Annotated in this window: 13 protein-coding genes and 3 tRNA genes; 7 read left to right on the top strand and 9 right to left on the bottom strand. The window is 45.3% G+C overall.

Annotated elements, in window-relative coordinates; genetic code table 11:
* The first annotated feature begins 1 nt into the window (after position 1).
* The 3 genes from GMES_RS06925 to GMES_RS06915 all read left to right on the top strand — a co-directional run bounded on the left by GMES_RS06925 (position 2) and on the right by GMES_RS06915 (position 5,142).
* The gene (locus GMES_RS06925; RefSeq protein ID WP_006991909.1) at positions 2–592 is read left to right on the top strand and encodes an RNA methyltransferase; all 591 of its coding nucleotides are present in this window, start codon (positions 2–4) and stop codon (positions 590–592) included.
* 245 nt (positions 593–837) lie between these two features.
* A complete protein-coding gene (locus GMES_RS06920) occupies positions 838–2,061 on the top strand; it encodes an efflux RND transporter periplasmic adaptor subunit (protein ID WP_006991908.1) in 1,224 nt (407 codons plus the stop codon).
* Positions 2,062–2,073: 12 nt separating this feature from the next.
* Complete coding sequence (locus tag GMES_RS06915) at positions 2,074–5,142, top strand: efflux RND transporter permease subunit (RefSeq protein ID WP_039986839.1); 3,069 nt, start codon at positions 2,074–2,076, stop codon at positions 5,140–5,142.
* 103 nt (positions 5,143–5,245) lie between these two features.
* Here the strand turns inward: GMES_RS06915 and GMES_RS06910 are convergent, their stop codons facing one another.
* Both GMES_RS06910 and GMES_RS22185 read right to left on the bottom strand, forming a co-directional pair.
* Entirely contained in the window at positions 5,246–7,426 is a 2,181-nt protein-coding gene (locus tag GMES_RS06910) for a molybdopterin-dependent oxidoreductase (RefSeq protein ID WP_006991906.1), read from the bottom strand.
* 112 nt (positions 7,427–7,538) lie between these two features.
* A complete protein-coding gene (locus tag GMES_RS22185; RefSeq protein WP_081974750.1) occupies positions 7,539–7,847 on the bottom strand; it encodes a DUF1272 domain-containing protein in 309 nt (102 codons plus the stop codon).
* Between the two features lie 158 nt (positions 7,848–8,005).
* On the opposite strand from GMES_RS22185, the gene GMES_RS06905 reads away from it, so the two are divergent.
* The 4 genes from GMES_RS06905 to GMES_RS06890 all read left to right on the top strand — a co-directional run bounded on the left by GMES_RS06905 (position 8,006) and on the right by GMES_RS06890 (position 12,618).
* Positions 8,006–9,304, top strand: a complete 1,299-nt coding sequence (locus GMES_RS06905; RefSeq protein WP_006991905.1) for an efflux RND transporter periplasmic adaptor subunit — start codon at positions 8,006–8,008, stop codon at positions 9,302–9,304.
* Positions 9,305–9,367: 63 nt separating this feature from the next.
* Entirely contained in the window at positions 9,368–10,078 is a 711-nt protein-coding gene (locus GMES_RS06900) for an ABC transporter ATP-binding protein (RefSeq protein WP_006991904.1), read from the top strand.
* A complete protein-coding gene (locus GMES_RS06895; protein ID WP_039986835.1) occupies positions 10,071–11,378 on the top strand; it encodes an ABC transporter permease in 1,308 nt (435 codons plus the stop codon). Before GMES_RS06900 ends, GMES_RS06895 begins: the two co-directional genes overlap by 8 nt.
* Positions 11,379–11,391: 13 nt before the next feature.
* On the top strand, positions 11,392–12,618 hold the full coding sequence (locus tag GMES_RS06890; protein WP_006991901.1) for an ABC transporter permease: 1,227 nt from the start codon (positions 11,392–11,394) through the stop codon (positions 12,616–12,618).
* Positions 12,619–12,644: 26 nt separating this feature from the next.
* Here the strand turns inward: GMES_RS06890 and GMES_RS06885 are convergent, their stop codons facing one another.
* The 7 genes from GMES_RS06885 to GMES_RS06855 form a co-directional block, all read right to left on the bottom strand.
* On the bottom strand, positions 12,645–13,553 hold the full coding sequence (locus tag GMES_RS06885) for a DUF7281 domain-containing protein (protein WP_006991900.1): 909 nt from the start codon (positions 13,551–13,553) through the stop codon (positions 12,645–12,647).
* A 5-nt stretch (positions 13,554–13,558) separates the two neighbouring features.
* Positions 13,559–14,833, bottom strand: coding sequence for a hypothetical protein (locus tag GMES_RS06880; RefSeq protein ID WP_006991899.1), 1,275 nt, complete (start codon positions 14,831–14,833; stop codon positions 13,559–13,561).
* Complete coding sequence (locus GMES_RS06875) at positions 14,830–15,453, bottom strand: condensin complex protein MksE (RefSeq protein ID WP_006991898.1); 624 nt, start codon at positions 15,451–15,453, stop codon at positions 14,830–14,832. The genes GMES_RS06880 and GMES_RS06875 overlap by 4 nt, the downstream gene beginning before the upstream one ends.
* Complete coding sequence (locus tag GMES_RS06870) at positions 15,450–19,142, bottom strand: ATP-binding protein (RefSeq protein WP_006991897.1); 3,693 nt, start codon at positions 19,140–19,142, stop codon at positions 15,450–15,452. Before GMES_RS06870 ends, GMES_RS06875 begins: the two co-directional genes overlap by 4 nt.
* Before the next feature lie 524 nt (positions 19,143–19,666).
* A tRNA-Met gene (locus tag GMES_RS06865) sits at positions 19,667–19,743 on the bottom strand.
* A gap of 638 nt (positions 19,744–20,381) precedes the next feature.
* Positions 20,382–20,458, bottom strand: a tRNA-Met gene (locus GMES_RS06860).
* Positions 20,459–21,143: 685 nt separating this feature from the next.
* A tRNA-Met gene (locus GMES_RS06855) sits at positions 21,144–21,220 on the bottom strand.
* Positions 21,221–21,346 lie beyond the last annotated feature (126 nt).

Here is a 21,346-nt window from a genome sequence, read left to right as displayed (position 1 = left end):
AATGCAAAATAATACTGATAGCAAAAACCAAGGCACCATCAAAAGTCACACAGCGGTCTGCAAGGAAGTTAAAAAGCCCAGTGTCGCCCTGTGCATCATTAATCCAAAAAGCCCACAAAATATGGGCAGTATTCTGCGTGCAGCCGGTTGTTATGGCGCTGATACCATCTACTACACAGGTGAGCGCTACGCGCGCGCTCGGGCGTTCAATACCGATACTAAAAATGTCGGTTTAAATATTCCAGTTGAACAGGTAGACACACCTGAGCCTTCGCCCGGCATGGACATGGTGGCCGTGGAGTTAGTCGAGGGAGCAACCCCATTGCCTCACTTCAATCACCCTAAACATGCCTATTATGTGTTCGGACCAGAAGATGGCTCTATTGAGCAAAGCGTTTTGGATAGGTGCCAGCATGTGGTGTATGTGCCGACTAAAGGCTGTATGAACTTAGCAGCGACGGTAAACGTATTACTTTATGACAGACTCGCGAAATCAAACAACACTCAATATGGTGACCAAGTGATTGTCGCGAGTCGCGACACCAATAATAGAACGAGTGTGCTAAATAAATCGCAATCACAGGAGCAGTAAGCGCCGCAAAGGCCGTTGAGCCTGGTTAGGCACAGCGCCCGTAGAACTCTGCTTTATATCAAAGCCTGTGGTTTAGCCAAAACATATTTCTCACGCATTAAGTTGGCGATTTATGGAGCGTTACATATAGTGAAGGCATATTAGACACATGCTGATTTTAATGACGCACATTGGTTACGCGTAACTAAATGCAAAATATTTATGATTAAGTTAACCGTAAAAATCTCATTTTCTAGGATGAACACGTGAACAAATCGACACATTTATTTAGCAGCCTAGTACTGGCCATACTCTTTATGCTCACCGCTTGTTCTGAGCAATCAGAGGTTAAGCATGAAGTCATTCGGCCTATCGCCTGGGCAAAGGTGAAAACACATGATTTGACCCAAGTGCGCAGATTAGCCGGAGCCACTGCCGCGATTGAAAAAGCGTCACTAAGCTTTTTAGTTGGCGGTAAAGTCGACGGTGTATCGGTCAATTTAGGCCAGAAAATAACTAAAGGCCAAGTGCTAGCCACCCTTGACCAGCGCAGTTTTAATCTTAATTTTCAATCCGCTCAAGCGAAGTATGCCCAAGCTAGCTCTGCACTGAACGAAGCTGAAAACGAGTACCAGCGCTATAAAGAACTAGTTGAACAAGGATTGGTATCTAAGTCTGGTTTTGACAACGCAGAAGCAGCGTATAAATCTGCCTTAAGCAACGTTGAAGTCGCTAAAAGTCAGCTTGAGCTTGCCACCAAAGACAGACAGGACAGCACACTTCAAGCCCCCTACGATGGCGTTATCACTAAACGTATGATTGAGCCATCGCAGCAAATTTCTCCGGGGCAAAGTGTATTTGAAGTTGAAGGTCACGGCGGTCTTGAAGTTCATGTGTCAGTACCTGAGAGTTTAATTCAACAATTATCTGATGGCATGATTGTTCCTGTGCGTTTTCCCGCAGCGCCAAATGTCGAACTTACGGGGGTTATCACCGAAGTTGGTACCCGGGCTGAAACCGCAAATGCATTCCCTATCACTATGGTATTAAATGGCAGTTCACCTCAACTGCGTGCGGGAATGACGGCCGAGGTAGACATCACCTATATCAATGAAACATATGAAAACGCCTTGACCCAAGTGGGAAATGCTCAAAGCACTGAGGGCCAAACTGTTGAGGACCAAACAGCTAAAGACAAAAATATTGGCGGTCAGATGAATGGCGCAGATTTAGCGACGAAAGAAACCATGATCATTCCTGTGTCAGCGTTAGGTGCTGGCTTGAATCAAACCAAGTTTGTATTTGTTTATGACGATGCAACGCAAACTGTTTCTAAACGAGACGTAGTGGCTAGCAACATTTTAGGCAATGAGGTCTTTATCGCTAAGGGCCTAAAAGCACAGGAAATTATCGCTATCGCGGGTGTGTCCTTTCTGCGAGATGGTCAGAAAGTGACCTTGCTCGATGCCAATGTAAAGCGCTTCAACTAACGGCTGGGCACTATGAATCTTACGGAATTTTCCTTTAAACATCAGAAATTGGTACTGATGATCGTCGCTATTTTACTTATCAATGGCGTCATCTCCTACTTCACTTTACCTGCGCGTGAAGACCCAAGCATCACTATTCGTGAAGCGATTGTGAGTACTGCGTACCCAGGTATGTCGCCTGATCGCGTCGAACTATTGATCACCAAAACGCTAGAGGAAGAGATTCGCAAAATACCCGAAGTAGAAAAACTACGCTCCTCTTCGTCTACCGGCTTATCGGTGATTCACGTAGAAATATACGACCGTTACTTTAACTTAGATGCAATATGGCAAGACGTGCGCAACAAGGTGGCACAAGCACAAGCCTCACTTCCAGAAGGAACCAGTACTCCCTATGTGAACGATGAGTTTGGTGATGTGTCGGTCTTAACATTGGCCCTCACCGCAGACGGTTTTGACTTAAGCCAGATGTTCGATATTTCAAAGCACACGCGAGATACCTTGTATGCGGTAAAAGGTACTAAGAAAATTGAGTTACTAGGGGTACAAGACGAGCGAATTTATTTAGAAACCTCTAATGCAAGGCTCTCTCAATTAGGCATTTCCCCTAACGCCTTAATGAGCGCGTTACAAACCCAGAATATTATTAGCTCAGGGGGGCAAATTGATACGGGCTTGCTGTCGTTTATAATCGAGCCTACAGGTAATTTTAGTAGCCTTGAGGATTTAGCGGAGACCTACATAACGATACCAGGTACACAGGAATCCATAGCCCTTAGTGATATTGCCACGCTTAATCGAGGTTACATTGACCCACCAGATGATTTAGCTTACTTCAATGGTGAGCAAGCGATTGTTTTTGCCATTTCTATGTTGCCTGAATACAACATTTTGGAATACGCCCCTCGCCTTAAAGCCGCCATTGAACAACTTGAAAGCTCCCTGCCTGTCGGGTATCAACTGCATATCGCCACGTACCAAGCAGAGCAAGTGGAAAAAACCGTTCAAGGTGTATCTATGAACGTACTGCAAACGCTCATTATCGTGTTGATTGTAGTGGTGCTTTTCCTAGGCATGCGTACTGGTCTAATCGTTGGCACGATAGTTCCTTTTGTTATGCTTTCTACCTTAACCATTATGCAAATTTTTGACATTCGTTTAGAGCGAATGAGTCTGGCCACACTCATCATCGCCTTAGGTTTGCTAGTGGATAATGGCATTGTTATCGCTGAAGACTTCAAACGACGTCTAGAGGATGGCGAAGAGCGTTTCAAGGCCATGACTCAAGGTGGTAAAGAACTGGCCGTGCCGTTACTCAGTTCATCCGCGACGACAATTTTGTTTTTCTTACCCCTGATGCTCGCTGAGCACGTTGCTGGGGAGTACACACGTTCGGTATCCTTGGTTATCTTGATCACCTTATTGACCAGCTGGGTGCTGGCTCTGTGCGTCACACCCTTGCTGTGTTATCACTTTATCAAAGTCGATGAGCCCCAAGGCGGTGCTGATGCCTTGGCTTCAAAGAAAGTCACAGGGCGTTATGAGTCGTTTCTGCACCTGATACTGCGCTATAAATTGCTCTTTATGGGCACGCTATTCGCACTATTAATCGCATCCGTATTCGCCATGAAAATCATACCTAAGCAGTTTTTTCCTGAATCTGATCGTAATCAATTGATCATTAACATCGATTTACCCAGCGGCACATCTGAGCGACAAACTAACACTCAAATGCGCAATATTATGGACTGGCTTGATAACGAATCAGGTTATGATTTTATTGAAAGTCATTCTGCTTATGTCGGTTTTAGTGGGCCTCGCTTTGTATTGTCTTTGAGCCCTGAGGACCCCGCCGAGAATAAGGCCTTTATGGTGCTCAATATTAAACCAGAGAACGACATCGCCGCGTTAGCGATTAAGCTTGATGAAGATCTGGAAAACCATTTTGTGAATATTTCTGTACGGGCTAAAAAGATGTTCTTAGGTCCGTCTGACTCAAAAACTATTAAAATTCAAGTTAAGGGCCCAGACAAAGACGTGATCTATCAAAAAGCACAAGAGGTTATGGATCTGCTCTATGATGTACCAGATACTCGGGACATCCGCAATGACTGGGAAAGCATGATCGCTAAGATTGAAGTGCGGGTCGACCAGCAACGTGCTCGCCGCGCATCAGTCACCTCACAAGACATCGCCAATTCTTTGCAAGCGTATTTCTCAGGAGCTGCAGTCACAGAGTTTCGTGAAGAAGACGACATCATCCCTATCATGTTTAGGGCCAGTGATGCTGAGAGACACAATTTAGACCGTTTACGCTCATTGAATGTGTTTTCACAAGCGACAGGCAAAGCCATTCCGTTATTTCAGGTAGCTGAGTTCTCACCGGTGAACCAATACTCGATCATTCAGCGGGAGGACATGTTTACTACAGTCAGCGTTGAAGCAAGAAATAGCCGTATGGCCGCAGAAGATTTAAAAGCGATAATCGATGCAGATATTCAAAAATTAGCCGCTGGGCTACCGTTAAATCATTACATCGAATATGACGGTGTTATCGTGCAATCACAAGAAGCGCAACAGGCGCTTAGCGCAAGCATGCCAATGGTATTAGGGTTGATTCTGATCTTGTTAGTGGCGCAATTTAACTCATTTAGGCGTGCAGGCATTATTGTATTGACCATGCCTTTGTCCTTTATTGGTGCGGTACTGGGCTTAAGCGTTATGTTTGCACCGTTCGGTTTTATGGTGACTTTAGGCTTGTACAGCTTAGCGGGGATTATCATCAATAACGCAATTGTGTTGATTGATAGAATTGATATTGAGCGACGTGACGGCGCGTCTGATTACGATGCCATAGTGAATGCCTGTATTACTCGGGTACGGCCCATTGCTATGACCACCATTACTACCGTAGCGGGGCTACTGCCATTAATACTCAGCCACGACCCACTTTTTTATGGCATGGCGTGTGTGATTGCTTTTGGTCTCGCTGTGGGTACAGTACTAACGTTAGGCGCGGTGCCTGTGCTCTACGCTGCGTTTTTCAGAGTTTCCCGAGAAGAATTAGCCAGCGCCGAGTAAATAGGACCTGTCATCAATATAAAAAGTAACCGTTATGCTTGATTAAAATGAAAAAGCCCGGCTCACACTAAAGGGTAAAGTGAGCCGTTTTTTTATCTAGCAATTATTCTAGCGGGCTTTCAAGCGCCGCGATAGTAACTGGCACACCGTTAAGCACTGCATTGCCAGACAATTCATCCAGGCACATTTCGTCGGTTAAATCGTTAACGCTTACGCCACTGTGTTGCTCTGCTAACGACCAGCTACTACCCGCTTTATTGTGACCCCAGCCATGGGGAATAGAGATAACGCCAGGCATGATCTTTTCAGTTAACTCAGCGGTAATTTCCACTTGGCCTACCCTGGACGTGACAGTGATAAACTGCCCATCTTGAATATTAAAGCGCGCTGCATCATCTGGATGTATTTGTGCGCTACAACGGGGGTTTTGTCCTTTTTGATTGCTCTTCACGCCTTTCATCATTCTTGGGCTGTTATGTAGCCAAGAGTTATTTGATTTCAAGTGGCGGCGACCAATCAAATCTAGTGTATCTGCTGTACGAGCATTTAGGGGAGATGAATCACTGAAAAAGTGCTGCTCAACTCTTGGTAAGTCAGCCATAAAGTAATCAAACGCCATGCTGATTTTCTTATCATCGTGGTAAATAGCCCCGGGTAACTCAGGTTGTAACGGGCCTAAATCGATGCCATGAGGCTGGTCGCGCAAGGTTTGAATACTAACATTGTGCTCGCCATTGGCGTAGCGACCGGATTTGAGCATGTCGTCAACCACGCCTGTTGGCTCTTTTTCCCAAAGTTTAGCGTAGTGCTCAGTGGCTTTGCCGTTGAGCTTATCTATACGTTCAGCCAACCCTAAGTAAATCTGCCAATCTGTTTTGGTATCCTCTGGTTGGCTAAATAATGCAGGTGAAAATTTCGCACTGTTACGCACGGCGAAATTATGAAATACCACATCATAATGATCCCGCTCTAACGCGGTTACGGGTGGCAAAATGATATCTGCGTGGCGACTCGTTTCGGTAATGTAGAAATCTACCGCCGCTACAAACTCTAATTGCTCAAAGGCTTTATCTAGCTGTTTGCCATTTGTAGTGGTGAGTACCGGGTTGCCCCCGCCTATGACCATGGCTTTTATTTGACCTTCCCCCGGGGTGGTTATTTCCTCTGACAATGCAGCCACAGGATATTCCCCCGCAAAGGCTGGCAAGTTACGTACACGCGAGCTGTACTTTCCCATGGTACCGCGCCCAGAGTGAGGTAACGTATCTGCCGCAGGCTGAGTGAACATCATTCCGCCGCGGCGGTTAAAATTACCCGTTAGCATGTTAAACAGCATAATAAGGTACTGAGTCAGCGTGCCAAATACCTGAACGCTCGCCCCCATCCTGCCGTAACAGAAAGCCGAGTTTGCTGCGCAAAACTCACTCACCATCGTTTCTATTTCTTCGCTGCTTATCCCTACTCGCTTTGCTACTCGTTCGGGTGAATAGGGTTTTACATATGCTTCAACCTGCAGTAGATCCGGAGCGTGCGCTAGTAACTCTGCGGCATCCACTAATCCTTTGCCAAATAACGTATGCACCATGGCTAACATCAGCAATACATCACTACCTGGTTTAATAAAGTGATGGTCACAACTTATGTCTGCTGTTTCTGACTTTTTAGGATCGATCACCACTACCTTTCCGCCACGTTTTTGGATCGCTTTTAAGCGACGTTTGATGTGCGGCACGGTCATAATACTGCCGTTTGAAGCTAAAGGGTTGCCCCCTATGATCATAAAATAATCAGTGTTATCAATATCGCCTATGGGAATTTGCAGCTGATGGCCAAACATTTGACGACTCACAATATGGTGAGGTAATTGGTCAACAGAGGTCGCGGAATAGCGATTATGGGTGTTCAAAGCGCGATAGAAGTATGGGCCAAATAAGATGCTGCCCATATTGTGCGCATTTGGGTTACCTAAGTAGACCCCTACTGCATCGTTGCCGTGCTCATGTTGAATGCCATGTAATTTTTCGGCGACCGTATCTAGTGCTTCTTCCCAGCTAATAGGCTCGAAGCCTGCAGCTGTTTTACGCATAGGTTGACGTAAACGCTGTGGGTCATCGTATAAATCTTTAAGAGCAGCTGCTTTGGGGCATACATGACCTTCGCTAAATGGGTTCTTTTTGTCGCCAGCAATAGAAATGATTTCCCGCTCCACCGTGGTCACTTCAATGCCACACATTGCTTCGCATAAGGTACAGGTTGAAAAGTGTTTTTGCGGCTGTGCTTGCATCACAACGTCTTCCTTTAATTTACGTAAACAGGACGTTATAGATTTAACATCTTATACACAAGCATCATCGAAATTTATTAGACCGTCCTTAATCCCTTGCTCTATGAGATGCTTATCTAAACTCGGGGGCGAGTCCTTTAAGCATACTTAATAGCAATTTGTGTTTCTTGAGATCGACAGGTTTATGAATTATCTCGCTACTCGCCGGGTATTGCTCTAAACAATTATGGTTGACGAAGTTACGGCTCGGCCGGATAGGCCGATGGGTCAAACCGCCTGCACAATTAGGGCATACATTTGACAATATCTGGTCAACACACACTGCACAAAAGGTGCATTCAAATGAACAAATCATGGCATCTTTGGCATCAGGTGGTAATGCTTTGTTGCAGTGCTCGCAAGTAGGACGTAGGGCTAACATAATGTTTATTCTCATCCTTTTTTGTAAATGTAAGTAATTGTTATCAAGTTGTGTAGACACTCAGGCGCAATTAATTTACCCTTGTGAAACAAGACGTTAAAAGGCTTGGGTCAAGGTATAAATGTACTCGTCTATGACGAATGTCTCAAGGAACATAATTGAATATTACCGATACAAGTGCACAGGATACCGTGCTCGAAAAACCTTCTTCTAAAAAAAACCTATGGGTTGTCGTTGCTGTTCTATTTCTTTGCGCAACGCTTATCTACGTATTTTGGAGCGCACTACGTAACTGGTCGTCTGCGGATACCAGTCTGTCGATGCAAAATGTTCGGGTAGCCACGGTGACCGTAAAAGACTTTGTACGAGACTTATCCGTGCAAGGTCGCGTTGTCGCCGCCGTTAGCCCTCGCCTTTATAGCCCAGCGCAAGGCACGATCACCTTTGAAGTTGATGCCGGTGACAAAGTAGAGAAAGGCCAATTGCTGGCATCTATCGATAGTCCTGAATTAACTAACCAACTCAAGCAAGAAGAATCTAGTTTACAGCGTAATAAGTTGGAATTAGACAGACAACGGATCCAAGGTAAAAAACTCGCCTTAGAAAAACAAAAGGCCGCTGATTTGGCTAAGGTTGCCACCGTAGCTGCCGAGCGTGAAAAGCGCCGTGCTGATAATGCCTATGCTACTCACGCCATCAGTCAAATTGATTTTGAAAAAGCCCAAGACGATTTAAAAAATGCCCAGTTGGTGCTCAAGCATGCATTACAAGACGCCAGCTTAGATCAAGAAAGCCTCGATTTTGAGCTAAAAACCCAGCAGTTATTGGTAGAGCGCCAAGCGTTACAAGTCTCTGAAACCAAGCGCCAAGTTGATCAGCTTCTTGTGCGCTCACCTGTTGATGGCATCGTTGGCAACCTTGCTGTGCAACAAAAAAATCAGGTTAGCAAAAATCAACCGATTTTAAGTGTGGTGGATTTATCCGAATTTGAATTAGACGTTGATATTCCTGAGAGTTACGCAGACGACTTAGCAATCGGTATGGATGCACAAGTCAGTTTAAACGGTCAACAATACGCCGCTGTTTTAGTGACTATTTCACCTGAAATTGAGAATAACCAAGTGGCCGGGCGTGTGCGATTCGCGAAACAAAATCAACAAGGTGAAGCCCTACAACAACCAGAAGGCCTAAGGCAGAACCAGCGACTGAGCACAAGAATACTTATGGAAAACAAGTCGTCTGTATTAACACTGCCCCGTGGTCAATTTTTACAAAGTGATAATGGTCGCTACGCCTATGTCATTAAAGACGATATGGCATTGCGCCAACCTATTACGATAGGAGCGCGCAGCTTAAGTGAAGTAGAAATACTGGCCGGTTTGGCCCAGGGTGACCAAGTGATTATATCTTCAACCGACGCCCTTGATGGAGCTGAATCTGTGCTGTTAGCACGTTAGAGCCGCCAGTTAGTTAGGACCACTGTCTCAATGCAGTACACAACAATAACAACAAGGTGAAGTATGTTAGCAATGAATAATATTGGTAAGGTCTTTACTACAGATGTAGTGCAAACCCATGCACTCAAAGATTTTAGCTTAAAGGTCAACGAAGGGGATTTTTTGGCCGTAACCGGGACCTCAGGCTCAGGTAAAACCACATTTTTGAACGTGGCAGGTTTGCTAGAAACGTTCGATAGCGGCGAATATACCCTTGATGGGCAAGATATTCAGGGCTTGACCGACCGCCAGCGCAGTCAATTGCGCAATGAAAAAATCGGCTTTATTTTTCAAAGCTTTAATCTAATTCCCGATTTAAATTTATTTGATAATGTAGACGTGCCTCTGCGCTACCGTGGCTTTAATGCAGCCCAGCGAAAAGAGCGAATATTGAGTAGCCTAGAGCGAGTTGGCTTAGGCAAACGTTTAAAACACTTCCCTGCACAGTTATCAGGTGGTCAGCAACAGCGAGTGGCTATCGCACGGGCGCTAGCAGGCTCACCACGATTTTTACTGGCCGATGAGCCAACAGGTAACCTAGACACTGAGATGGCAAAAAGTGTGATGGCGTTGCTACAGGAAATTAACCAAAGTGGCACGACTATCATCATGGTCACTCACGATGAGAGCTTAGCCCAACAGACTCAGCGACAGATAGTGGTGCGCGATGGCCGTGTGTGTGACTCAGGTGCATCAAGTACTTCACCTCAAGCAGACAGCGTACAACGTGTTTAGCTATTATTGTCGCTTAGCAATAAACAGTATTTTTCGCTCTAAGGTACATAGCGCGTTAACCATACTAACCATTGCTTTAGGGATCGCGGCTTGCACCATTACATTAACGCTTGTTACTAGCATGTCAGCAAATCCAATAGCCCATAAAAGCGCGCAGTTATTTCGCGTTCAACTGGATAACTGGGATCCGAATCAAGCCGCTGTGGCCCCCAACCTACCACCAGAATTTGTGACCTGGACAGATGCCAATAATATCGTACAAGCCAAACAGGCTAAACGGCAAAGCGCCAGTGCCATTACTTGGGGTATGGTTAACCCGGCAAAGCAAGGTTTAACGCCATTTTTGGCGGTGATGCGCGTGACCAGTAAAGACTTTTTTCCTATGTTCGATGTGCCGTTTATTTATGGGGCGGGTTGGGATGAAAGTGCCGAACACAATAATGATTACGTGGTGGTACTGAGTAAAGAAACTAACCAACGGGTGTTCAATGGCGCTAACTCAGTGGGGCAAACTTTGACCATGCTTGGTGCCACCTTTACCGTAGTTGGCGTTTTAGATGACTGGCATCTTTCACCGAAGTTTTACGACATGTCCTACGGTGCATTTAGCGAGCCTGAAGAGATGTATCTCCCGCTGGGTTTGAAAGCAGAATTCGAATTGCCCCATGGCGGCATAACCAGTTGTTGGAAGGCGGTGGAAAGTGAGCGCTACGATGCATTTTTGAATTCGGAGTGCATCAATTTTCAACTTTGGGTTGAGCTTGGTGATCCCAACCAGATGTCTAAATTCAGTCTTTTTCTAACAAACTACGTCGAACAACAAAAGTCTCTGGGCCGTTTTCCGCGCCCGATCAACAACCGCTTGTTTAACGTAGAGCAGTGGCTTGAATACAAGCAAGTGGTTAAGCAAGACGTGCAAGTCATGTTTTGGCTGTCATTGATGTTTTTGCTGGTTTGTCTAATCAATGCCGCCAGTTTACTCAGTGCGAAGCTACATACCAAGCACAGTGAAATAGGCCTGCGCCGGGCTCTTGGCGCTAATTTTGGCCAAATCATCATGCAGTATTCCCTAGAAATAGTATTGATAGGTTTTTGTGGTGGCATACTGGGGATCTTTTTAGCGGTAGTCGGCTTGCATGGTGTTGCTGCACTTTATGCGGGCTACGGTCATTTAGTAGACCTGAATATCACCATCGCTATCGGTGTAATCGCATTAGCGGTGCTGGGCACTATTGTAGCTGGCCTTGTACCCGTTTACACAGCGTGTAGACCGGTGCCCGCCATGCAAATCAAGCAATAAGCAGGTCATGTAGATGAACGTATTTCTTAATGTAGGTCCTATCTTTCGCGCCTTAACTCGTCATCGCTTTAGTGCTGTATTAGTTGTCTTTCAGATAGGGATTACCATGGCTATTATCACTAATGGCTTGGCAATTACTTGGGACCGTTTCACTCATATCGAACGCCACACTGGCATTGATGAGCAGTACACATTCTTTTTGACCAGCTCTGGCTTTACCCAAGACTTTAACCCTAGGGCTACAATTGAAAGTGACTTGAGGCTTATTCGCGCCACTGATGGTGTGATTGACGCAGTGCAGACCAACTCGTTTCCACTGTCTGACAGCGGTAACTGGTATGAATTACAGACCAGTACTGATAAAGACGCTGCGCTCATCCCCGCTGCCAGTTATAAGTTTGATGAGCATGGTATTAACACCTTTGCCTTAACGTTAGTGGCTGGCGAAAATTTCAGTGAGCAAGATACGCTATGGCTTAACGAGGCTGACAGCAAATGGCCAAGTCATGTATTGCTCAGTAAAGCCACGGCAACGGCATTATACGGTGAGTCAGATTGGCAAAGTGCAGTGGGCAAAACAATATATGTCAATCAAAACACGCCTATTGTTGTCAAAGGGATAGTCGAACAACTTCATGCGCCTTGGGTTGAATGGCAGCACGTTGAAAATAGCATTATCTCCCCTGCCCGCGTGACCCACAACTCAGCACGCTACGTGATCCGTACCAAAGCTAATAGACTAGATGACTTGATGCAAAGCCTGTCAGCAACGCTCGCTAAAGAAAACACTCAGCGCGTGATACGTAAAATAAAAAGTATTCAGCAAGCTAAAAACGAAATTTACGCCGCAGACATTGCGACCGTGAGCATTCTATTAGTGGTGATTGTTGTTTTAGCCTTTGTAACCGCCATGGGGGTAGCAGGCTTAGCCAGTTTTAATATTAATAAACGACGCCAACAGATCGGTATACGTAGAGCCTTAGGGGCAAGTGAACGACAAATTTTGCAGCATTTTATGCTTGAGAATGCATTGCTTTGCGCTGTTGGCGCTGCTCTTGGCGTATTACTTACCTTGGTGTTAAACATCTTTCTTGTTTCACAGTACGCACTTACCCCCTTGCCTATTGTCTACTTACCGCTGGGTATATTCACCATCTTTGCGATCAGTCAATTAGCGGTGATTAAACCCGCAGTGCGCGCAATGAGTGTGTCACCCGCCATGGCGACCAGAAGTATTTAGGTTATTAACCAATAATTTAATTTTACTCAACGCGGATAGAGCGCCAATGCCGTTTGATACATCATTTGTTGTCGCAGGCCCGCACGCTGCTCTTGCATAACCGACAGCAAATGTTGCCATCGAGGTGGGCACTGCAGCGTTAAGTTTGCTAGAAATTTGAGGTGTGCATCTGGGTAATGTTGTTTGACTAAATGTGATGTTAGCCAATCAACATTAGGCAGCAGAAGATGGGAGTACTGACCCGATACCGCAATGCGTAGGCCTGCTAAATCAAAATCGCCAAAATATATCCTTGGGCAACGTGGCCGCTCGTCTTGCCATTGTTCGAGTAACGCTTTAGTACTGGTGCTGTGCTCACTGTCACCACGGTAAATAACCAAAAGTTTGTTTAGGTCTTGCGTCAACTGCCCTTGAAACCGATGCCAATCATTAAAACTATCGCGGTTTTCGATGATCAGCAGATTATCGAATTCCGCTAAATTTAACATGGCTAGATTTAGTTCTACATTCACTTGCTCACACGGGTAAAACTGCTGATTAAACGCGTTAAGTGTTTGCAAGTCGTTTGATAACAAAGGCGCTTGATTAGAAAGCGCACACAGTACTAACGATTGTGTCGGTTTTATTCGCCCTTGCTTTTCATCCGTGCTTTTTAAGGCTGCACTTTGATGTGTATCGTCGCTAAAATCAGCAAAAATATCCTCCCCCATACTCAGCAAATAGCTGGCGCGAATGGCCTCAATGCCTTGACGAGTGAAACGGAAATGTTTTTTATTATTCAACCACTGGCCAGGCTGAATATATTCCTGCTCACACCAAGCCATTATGTGGGTCACTGCGGCTGTTTTTCTGGTACTGGTCTGCTCATCATGCAACAAAGCAAAGTACTGCTCTTTCAGTAGCACCTTGGCCTTGGGCACCAATGAGTCAGTCATAAATGCTAGCTCGCGGCCTGAAAATCACCGAAGAAACGCATGCCCAATTTAACATCTTGAATAATGTGCAGATGATTAAACGGGCTTTTTCGCGCACTGTCTTTTTCCAGCATGAAGCTTTGCTTGTTTTGTTGCGGTAGGCCTTCGTATTCAGCCACAATTTGAAACAGCCACATTTCTGGCTCCCACGGCATCTCATTCTCGGCGAGATAATCGACCCCGCTGATCGCCGCGCTGCTTTCAATGACGTACAAAAAGAAATCTTCAACATCTTTGGCCAGTTGCTTTTGCTCTGTGGCCACCAAATCTTGTACTGACGTGGCAAAGCCTTGAGTTTGCTTTTCTGAATGTGACTCAGGTACAAGATCTCGCGGGATAGCTCGGGCAATTTCAGCCAGTGCATAACTGTCTTGAGGCCTATCAAGTGCAACAAATGCTTGCGCGATAATACCGTGGGCTTGATTGATCACAGCTGGTACTTGACTGCGATTTGGATAATCACCCACTTTGAAATTCGGATGTTGGCGTAAAAACGCACTCATGCGATTGACCAGTAAAGCGCGCTCTTGTTGATGACGAAAACGCGCCATTAACAATACCAAACGTTTTTGTACTTCTAGCAATGAACCAGAATGCTCTGAAATACGCGCTTGTAGCTGGCTCACTAAGAGTTTTCGCAGGCCACCGTCACTGCCAGCAAGTTGAATTAAATCATCGAAGCTAATGATTTTGAATCCGTCGAGAATACGTCTTAGTTGACGCTGGGCTAATTCAATTTCAAGAATTTTATCATCTAGACTGCTGACAAAACCAAACTCGGTATTAAGCCTATGCCAGAGGCTTTCAATGGCATCGCCAAATTGCCCTGTCATATCATGCACCCGCTCTGTTAGTAGCTGCATATGATGCTCACTTGCTGCGTAGTCGCCTTTTTGCCTAGCGGCTTGCAACGACTGCACTCGGGTGTGAATTAAGTCTAAATGTTCGCCCACATCTGAGTTGATCTGGCGTTTGCGCTCATCTTGGGTTAATCCTGCGATTAGCTCGTTAACATTGGGGCGCAAACTCAGGGGTTGTTGCTCATCTGGGCGCCATAAAATACGCCCATTGATTAGCTTTTCAAGAGCCTGTTGGCTAAAGCTGCTTTCATCCACATGGCCTTGCAAATAGCCTTGCATAAGGGCTTCTGCATGTTTGCCAATCAGCTCTAAGCGCTCTGTACCTAGTTGAAATAGTGGATTGCTCTGGGCGCTACTTTTGCCTTCGTGGATGTTACTCAAAACATGGCCTCTTGCTCAGGGGCATCTTCGTCAATGGGCACGTTTTCTTCATCTTTTATAAAGCGCACTAACTCGATGAGTTGCTCGACCTTTCCAGTCACAATATAAAATAAGCGGTCTTTATGGGGCTGATAGATGTAGCCTAATTCTTTAATGCGCTTAAACACTTGCTTGATCTGCATATCAGCTTTGTCACTGGTGGACTTAAAAAGCTTGTCGTTAGACAACTGCCCTAAACGCTGAATAAGGGATTGGTTATCTACCACTTTTGATTCAAAGTCTTGCAATTTGATGGTGTCACCTGCACTTAGGGCGCCATCGCGTCCCATGGCTTCTTGCACCAGTTGCATCCATTCAAGCATGGGTAACAATGATTGCACCGTCGCATTAAATTGTTGACTCAGTTGCTGCCTCGCTTGTTGATTTAGATCGCAGTAGGCTAAAAAGTAAACGGCACCGTCTTCACTTTTCGCCACACGGCGATTGAGGGGACGCAAGAAGTGATTCAGATCTTCAACCAGCTGTTCGTTTTGCAGTTTGTGAAAGCTGTGCTCGTCAGTCACCGCACAAATAAACTCGCCTTCTAGTAAACGCTCGAGTAATGGGCCATTTTCTATCATGCTGTCACCTGTGGTTTTTCATTATTGCTGGCATTGTTACTGGTATGGCTATTTTGTTGTAAGCGCTCTGCGATACGACTGAGCTTAGGCTCAATTTTTTCAAGGCGCTGGCGCTGCTTATCAATTAAGTATCTGTGCTTAAACAACATCAATACATCAGACTCAGGGTTAGGAAACGCACCTAAAATGTTGATGTGATTGGTGTCGCACGCAGCAAACAGCTTTTCAACGTTGTGATAGGCAAGCGTACCAATTTCATCGATCGGCCAGTGGATATCGATATTCGCTTGGTTTCTCAGTAAGCGCGTAAAGGCTAGTAAGAACTTACACAAAATTAAATACGCCATACCATGACTGGATGACTCCAGTAATTGCCTGTCATTTTTGATCACCAAATCTGAGCCGCCTTCATTTAGGTGCAGCTCTAAGCGCAGCAATGACTCAATGCTGTAATTGGCATCATTTGGCAGCACCTCAACCACATCGGCTAAGGTGTCTAGATAGGTTTCACTGGGCAAAAAGGCATCGGATTTATTCCAGTTATCATACTGCTCAGCAAAGCGTTTAAGGGGTGTCCAGAAATTCAGTTCATCCACTGTCGAAATAATCTTAACCTCTGAACGGGCAATCCCATCTAGGGTCAAGTCATCTGATACTTCGTCGGTTAGGCGTTTACTCTGCAGTGAGATCTTACGATTAATATCGCTAAACACGGTAAAGAATTTATTTAAATCCCCTCCTATGGTTTCCCCTTGCTCAACGATTTGGCGCTGACGAGAGGCTAAAATACTCAACAAACGCTGCAAGATAGGCAGGCGGTCACGCACGTTGGCATCTTCATCAAGCACGCTAAAGGCTTGTAGCATGGTATCTAAGAAGTCTTTGCCTGCATCTTTACCTAGGTTGGCTTCAAACTCTGACAAAGCCTCTTTAAGTTTTTTCTCACCGCGGCTGCGACTCTCAAGCGCCTCGGTACAGCGACTAATACGCTCGGCTTGATCGCCTAAATTAATATCGCTTTCTCCGTTCGCTTTAAAAGAGAAAGCAATATTGGCCAATTGGCGCACCATGGGCTCAATCTCGGTGATCAATGCACTGCAGGCCGATAAGCGTTTTTCAATGGCTGACAACGCTTGGCTTAACTCAGTACGTTTATTTTGGTATTGGCGTTGCAGCGTACTTTGTTGCTGAGTCAGTTGCTGTGCAGACGCTTTCAGCTCGGCTTCTTGCTCAAGTAGCATTGGGCGCTGTTTGAGCCAATCTGACTGCATAAATGCTTTATATTCGTTCAGCTCTTCGCGGCGGCTGGTGACCGTTTGAATTAAGCTTTTTAAGCTTTCGGTTTTTTGTTTAAGTGCCTTAAGGGTATTTGGGTCGATATCTTTATTGGCAAGCTCTTGGTTAAACGCCTCTTCAAGCTGTTTAATTTGGTCTTTATTTTGCTGACGTTTCTGCTCAACTTGCTGTTCTAATACTTCTATTTGCTCTTCAAGCACAGCGACTTCATCTTGCCAACCCGATTTAAATTCAAGTAACTGCTCGTCGTAATCGGATTTAAGTAAGGCAATGGCGTCCGCTTTTTGCCCAAGGATTTGCTTTTTCTCTTGCAGTAACGTGTTAAGGGCCGTTTGAGCTTGTTGCCGGCGTTTTTGTAGCGCGATTTTAAGATCGTCTGAATAGCGCTGCTTAGCACTTTGGGCGTAACTGACTTCTTGCTCAGCTTGCTCAAAGGCACGATTGCGCTCTGCGACCATTTCACGCTGCATTTCAGCTTCTTGATGCAACTGATCGAGCTCTGCTTCAGCGCTTTTCTGTTCTTTTTCAGCCGCCAATAGGTGCTTGGTTGCTTGCTCAAGCGCCACGCGCAACGCGGTTTCATCTTGTGCATATGCAGGGGCGTCAATCACTGATGAGTCTAATTGCACACCCAATAAATGTTGCTCGTGCGGGGTATCTACTAACTTCGGGGAAAGATCTTTTCGGTCAAGCAAAGGCTCAACAATCAATTTCCCTATGGATTGCTCCCACCCAGGTTTATTGTCACGCAAAAATTGACGCAGGCTGTCTTGCTCAGGAGAAAGCTGCTTATGCAATTGCTGTAAATGATCTTTACTTTGGCGGGTCGCAAGACGAGCTCTGTGTAACGTTTTGTCAGCTTCATCACGTTTGTGCTGGCACTGCTGGTGCAAAGCTTCAGCTTGCTTTTTAGCACCAGAGCTTTGTTGCCACGCTCGCTGGGCTAGCTCTAAGCGTTTATCGGCCAGGGCACCATTTTCCATTTCTTCATCTGTGGCAGAAGCGTGCTTCGCTTGGTGCTCTTGGCGCACAATACTGCGCTCAACGTCCATCAGCTGTTGTTCAAACTCTGCCCCTTGCTGCTCTTTACGCTGCTCGAATTGGCTGCGTAAGGCGCTTTCTTTTTCATGATGGGTTTGGCGAACATTTTCTTTTTGTTGCCTGATGACCTTCACGCTCCCTTGATTCTTACGAGATAGGCGCTCTAATGACTCAGATAACTTAAATTTCTGCTGCTCAAGTTGGCTTTGCAGATCTTTGTGTTGCTCTATCAGTAAGTTGTATTGCTCTAACGTTTGCTCGTACTCTTCCCGCGTCAGGGGCAATGCATCCATGTCTTTTTGCAGCTGCTCTATATCTGAGTCTTGATACTTTTCGTACTGTTGCTGCAGGTGATCTAAACGAGCCGATTTGGCGGATAATTGCTCGTTGGTTTCACTGAGCCGGCTGTTCAGTTCGCCTTCTGCTTGCTCGAAGATATCTTTTTCGCTGCGCTGCTGGGTTTTATAGCTATTTTTCTGTTCCTGCCCATCGGCTTTTTCTGTGGTCAGGCGCTGTAAATCTTGTTCCAGTAACGGCTTTAGTAACAACAATTGCTGTTCAATAACATTGAGCTGCTCTGTTTGCCCCTGAATTTTTTCGTACTCCCCCTGCATGCTTTGCAAACGCATGGTTTGGCGCATTTGGGTTATCCATTCACGGGCTTTGGTGTTTTTCACTGTGGTGGTGGGTTGTACCAAACCATCTTCTTCAAAAATGGCCGCCAGCATGGTACGCAGGGTATCCATCTTGCCTTCTTTGGCATGCACCGCACTGACTAGCTTTTCCATATGGCGTATACGATGCGCACTGGACACCAAGCTGTATCGACTGGCCAGTTGTCTTAACTTGGTGTTTTCACGCCCTGTTCCACCCACACTGGCATCGTTTTGAATAATGCCGCGAAATTCACTGGTGGCTTGGATTTTGTGAGAGAAGTCTATCTGTAGTTGCCTGAGCTGCTTAATCCATTGCTCTGGTAGCATGGCTTGCGCTTCGCCGTTTTCCATTTCAACGAGAATTTGCTCGCTTTTATAAGGTGCATCAATAAGACGATACTGCACCCCATCACTGCCTTTGCGCGTTAACACCACCTGACATTCTTGACCGTCTTCGCGCTGATATTCGTAAATTAAATAGCTATTGGCGTGGGGTAAATAGAATTCATCGAATTTTTTACGGGTCTTGGGCACCACCTTACTGGGCAGCTCGCCGTAAAAGACGGGGATCAAACGTTGTAATGTGGTTTTACCCGAAGCATTGGTGCCACAGATGTTACTGTGACCAGACACGTCAAGTTCAACAAAACCAGGAAGGTGACAATTAATAAGAATGATGCGGTGTAACCCAGGCATAGACGTCCTTTACTCAGGGGTAGAAAACATAAGCCAAATACATTGGCTAACTTCGTAACCCTAAATTTTACCTAGATTTATGCGACTTGAACACCTTGAATATGACTGGATGCAAAAAGCTTGGTTATAAACAGCATGCACCATAAATTGTGCGGATAACAATTCACCTACTGGCATGTGGCCCTATCACCGAGAAACATGAAAGGCGTTAACGTGCGTAGCTCAGCTAAGCGAGATTTTAGCTTTTAAGTATTCATTTTAGATTTGTACTCAAGGTATTACTTGGTTGCGAGGTCAGCATGTGGACCTACGACTTTTCGCGGCAACTAAAAGCGAGCACGAGGGGGAATTTGTTTTTTGCTTTGGATTTTTATTTGGATTTTTATTTTATATGAGGTTGCACAAAAAAACACTGAAGTATCGGTTGGTTGCGGGAGCAGGATTTGAACCTACGACCTTTCGTGACTATGAAGAGCGAGCCTGAGGGTGAATTAGTTTTTGAAGGTAAATCTTGAAGAATCGGTTGGTTGCGGGAGCAGGATTTGAACCTACGACCTTCGGGTTATGAGCCCGACGAGCTACCAGACTGCTCCATCCCGCGTCCGATGTGGTGCAATATATAGAGACCTTTAGCGCGTTACAAGGAAAGTTTCACATATTACGCGCGACTGCTGTTTTATCCCGCACTTAGTGTTTATTTCGAACATTTTTCAACTGTGGCGTTCACTTTAGTATAGTAGCAAACTATAGTGTAGCGTAGGTCAGTTAGTGGTCAGTATCGAGCTTGCAGCCCTACTCACTTCATCCTCCGCCTTAGACCCATACGGGGAGATGGCTATGAAAGGCCACCATCTATTTGTTGTTAAGCTTGACGCTATATGAGTAGATACCGTTTTGGGGACACGAAATTTTAACCTCTACTTTTCGTTGGTACCAAGAGCCAATCCGAGGGCGAGTGGTTTTGGAATTTGAATTTCGACTAAGTGTGAAGAGTTATTGCTTGGTTGCGGCAGTGGGATGTGAACCTACGACCTTTCGTAGCTATGAAGAGCGAGTCCGAGGTGGAATTTGTTTTTTGCTTTTGCTTTTGCTTTTGATTTAATATGAGATTGTACGAAATAACACTGAAGTATCGGTTGGTTGCGGGAGCAGGATTTGAACCTACGACCTTTCGTGACTATGAAGAGCGAGCCCGAGGGCGATTTTTTTTGCTTTTTGAATTTTACTAGAAGTATCGGTTGGTTGCGGGAGCAGGATTTGAACCTACGACCTTCGGGTTATGAGCCCGACGAGCTACCAGACTGCTCCATCCCGCGTCCGATGTGATGCAATATATAGAGACCTTGGTCTCGTTACAAGGAAAGTTTCACACATTACGCGCGACTGCTGCTTTATCCTGCACTTTGCCCTTCTTTTGCACATTTTGTGTTTGTATCGAGCAATTTAATAGAGAAATATAATGTAACGCTCGTCAGTTAGTGAAACGCAACGAGCTTGTATCTCCTCCACTATTTCCCTTATTTTTAAAACCTACATGAATCAAGCTATGAAGGGTTGAAATCTATTTAATGGCAAGTTTGACGCAATATGAATAGATACCATTTGGCTGCGAACTCAAAGATTAAACCTACGACCTTTCTCAGATACGAAGAGCGAGCACGAGGGCGAATTTGATTTTGATTTTGATTTTGATTTTGATTTTGATTTTGATTTTGATTTTGATTTTGATTTTATATGAGATTGTACGAAATAACACTGAAGTATCGGTTGGTTGCGGAAGCAGGATTTGAACCTACGACCTTTCGTGACTATGAAGAGCGAGCCCGAAGGCGACTTTTTTGCTTTTTAAATTTTTAAATTTTACTAGACGTATCGGTTGGTTGCGGGAGCAGGATTTGAACCTACGACCTTTCGTGACTATGAAAAGCGAGCCCGAGGGGGAATTTGTTTTTTGATTTTGATTTTATATGAGATTGTACGAAATAACATTGAAGTATCGGTTGGTTGCGGGAGCAGGATTTGAACCTACGACCTTCGGGTTATGAGCCCGACGAGCTACCAGACTGCTCCATCCCGCGTCCGATGTGGCGCACTTTATATATCTTGAGTGACCAATGCAAGAACAATAATGCGAACAACGTTCAAGTGATTGATAGTCGCACAAAGCGACTATATTTTCGCCGTATCAACATACGTTAATATTT

This window comes from Paraglaciecola mesophila KMM 241 (assembly GCF_000315015.1).
Classification (GTDB): domain Bacteria; phylum Pseudomonadota; class Gammaproteobacteria; order Enterobacterales; family Alteromonadaceae; genus Paraglaciecola; species Paraglaciecola mesophila.
Note: the sequence above shows the minus strand (reverse complement) of the source record. Positions and strands in the feature narration are given on the sequence as shown.

Bases quoted from the DNA above. Each gene is read 5' to 3' on its own strand.
- GMES_RS06925 (WP_006991909.1), top strand. From the start codon at position 2: ATGCAAAATAATACTGATAGCAAAAACCAAGGCACCATCAAAAGTCAC.
- GMES_RS06870 (WP_006991897.1), bottom strand. From the start codon at position 19,142: ATGCCTGGGTTACACCGCATCATTCTTATTAATTGTCACCTTCCTGGT.
- GMES_RS06885 (WP_006991900.1), bottom strand. From the start codon at position 13,553: ATGACTGACTCATTGGTGCCCAAGGCCAAGGTGCTACTGAAAGAGCAG.
- GMES_RS06890 (WP_006991901.1), top strand. From the start codon at position 11,392: ATGAACGTATTTCTTAATGTAGGTCCTATCTTTCGCGCCTTAACTCGT.
- GMES_RS06875 (WP_006991898.1), bottom strand. From the start codon at position 15,453: ATGATAGAAAATGGCCCATTACTCGAGCGTTTACTAGAAGGCGAGTTT.
- GMES_RS06910 (WP_006991906.1), bottom strand. From the start codon at position 7,426: ATGCAAGCACAGCCGCAAAAACACTTTTCAACCTGTACCTTATGCGAA.
- GMES_RS06900 (WP_006991904.1), top strand. From the start codon at position 9,368: ATGTTAGCAATGAATAATATTGGTAAGGTCTTTACTACAGATGTAGTG.
- GMES_RS22185 (WP_081974750.1), bottom strand. From the start codon at position 7,847: ATGTTAGCCCTACGTCCTACTTGCGAGCACTGCAACAAAGCATTACCA.
- GMES_RS06915 (WP_039986839.1), top strand. From the start codon at position 2,074: ATGAATCTTACGGAATTTTCCTTTAAACATCAGAAATTGGTACTGATG.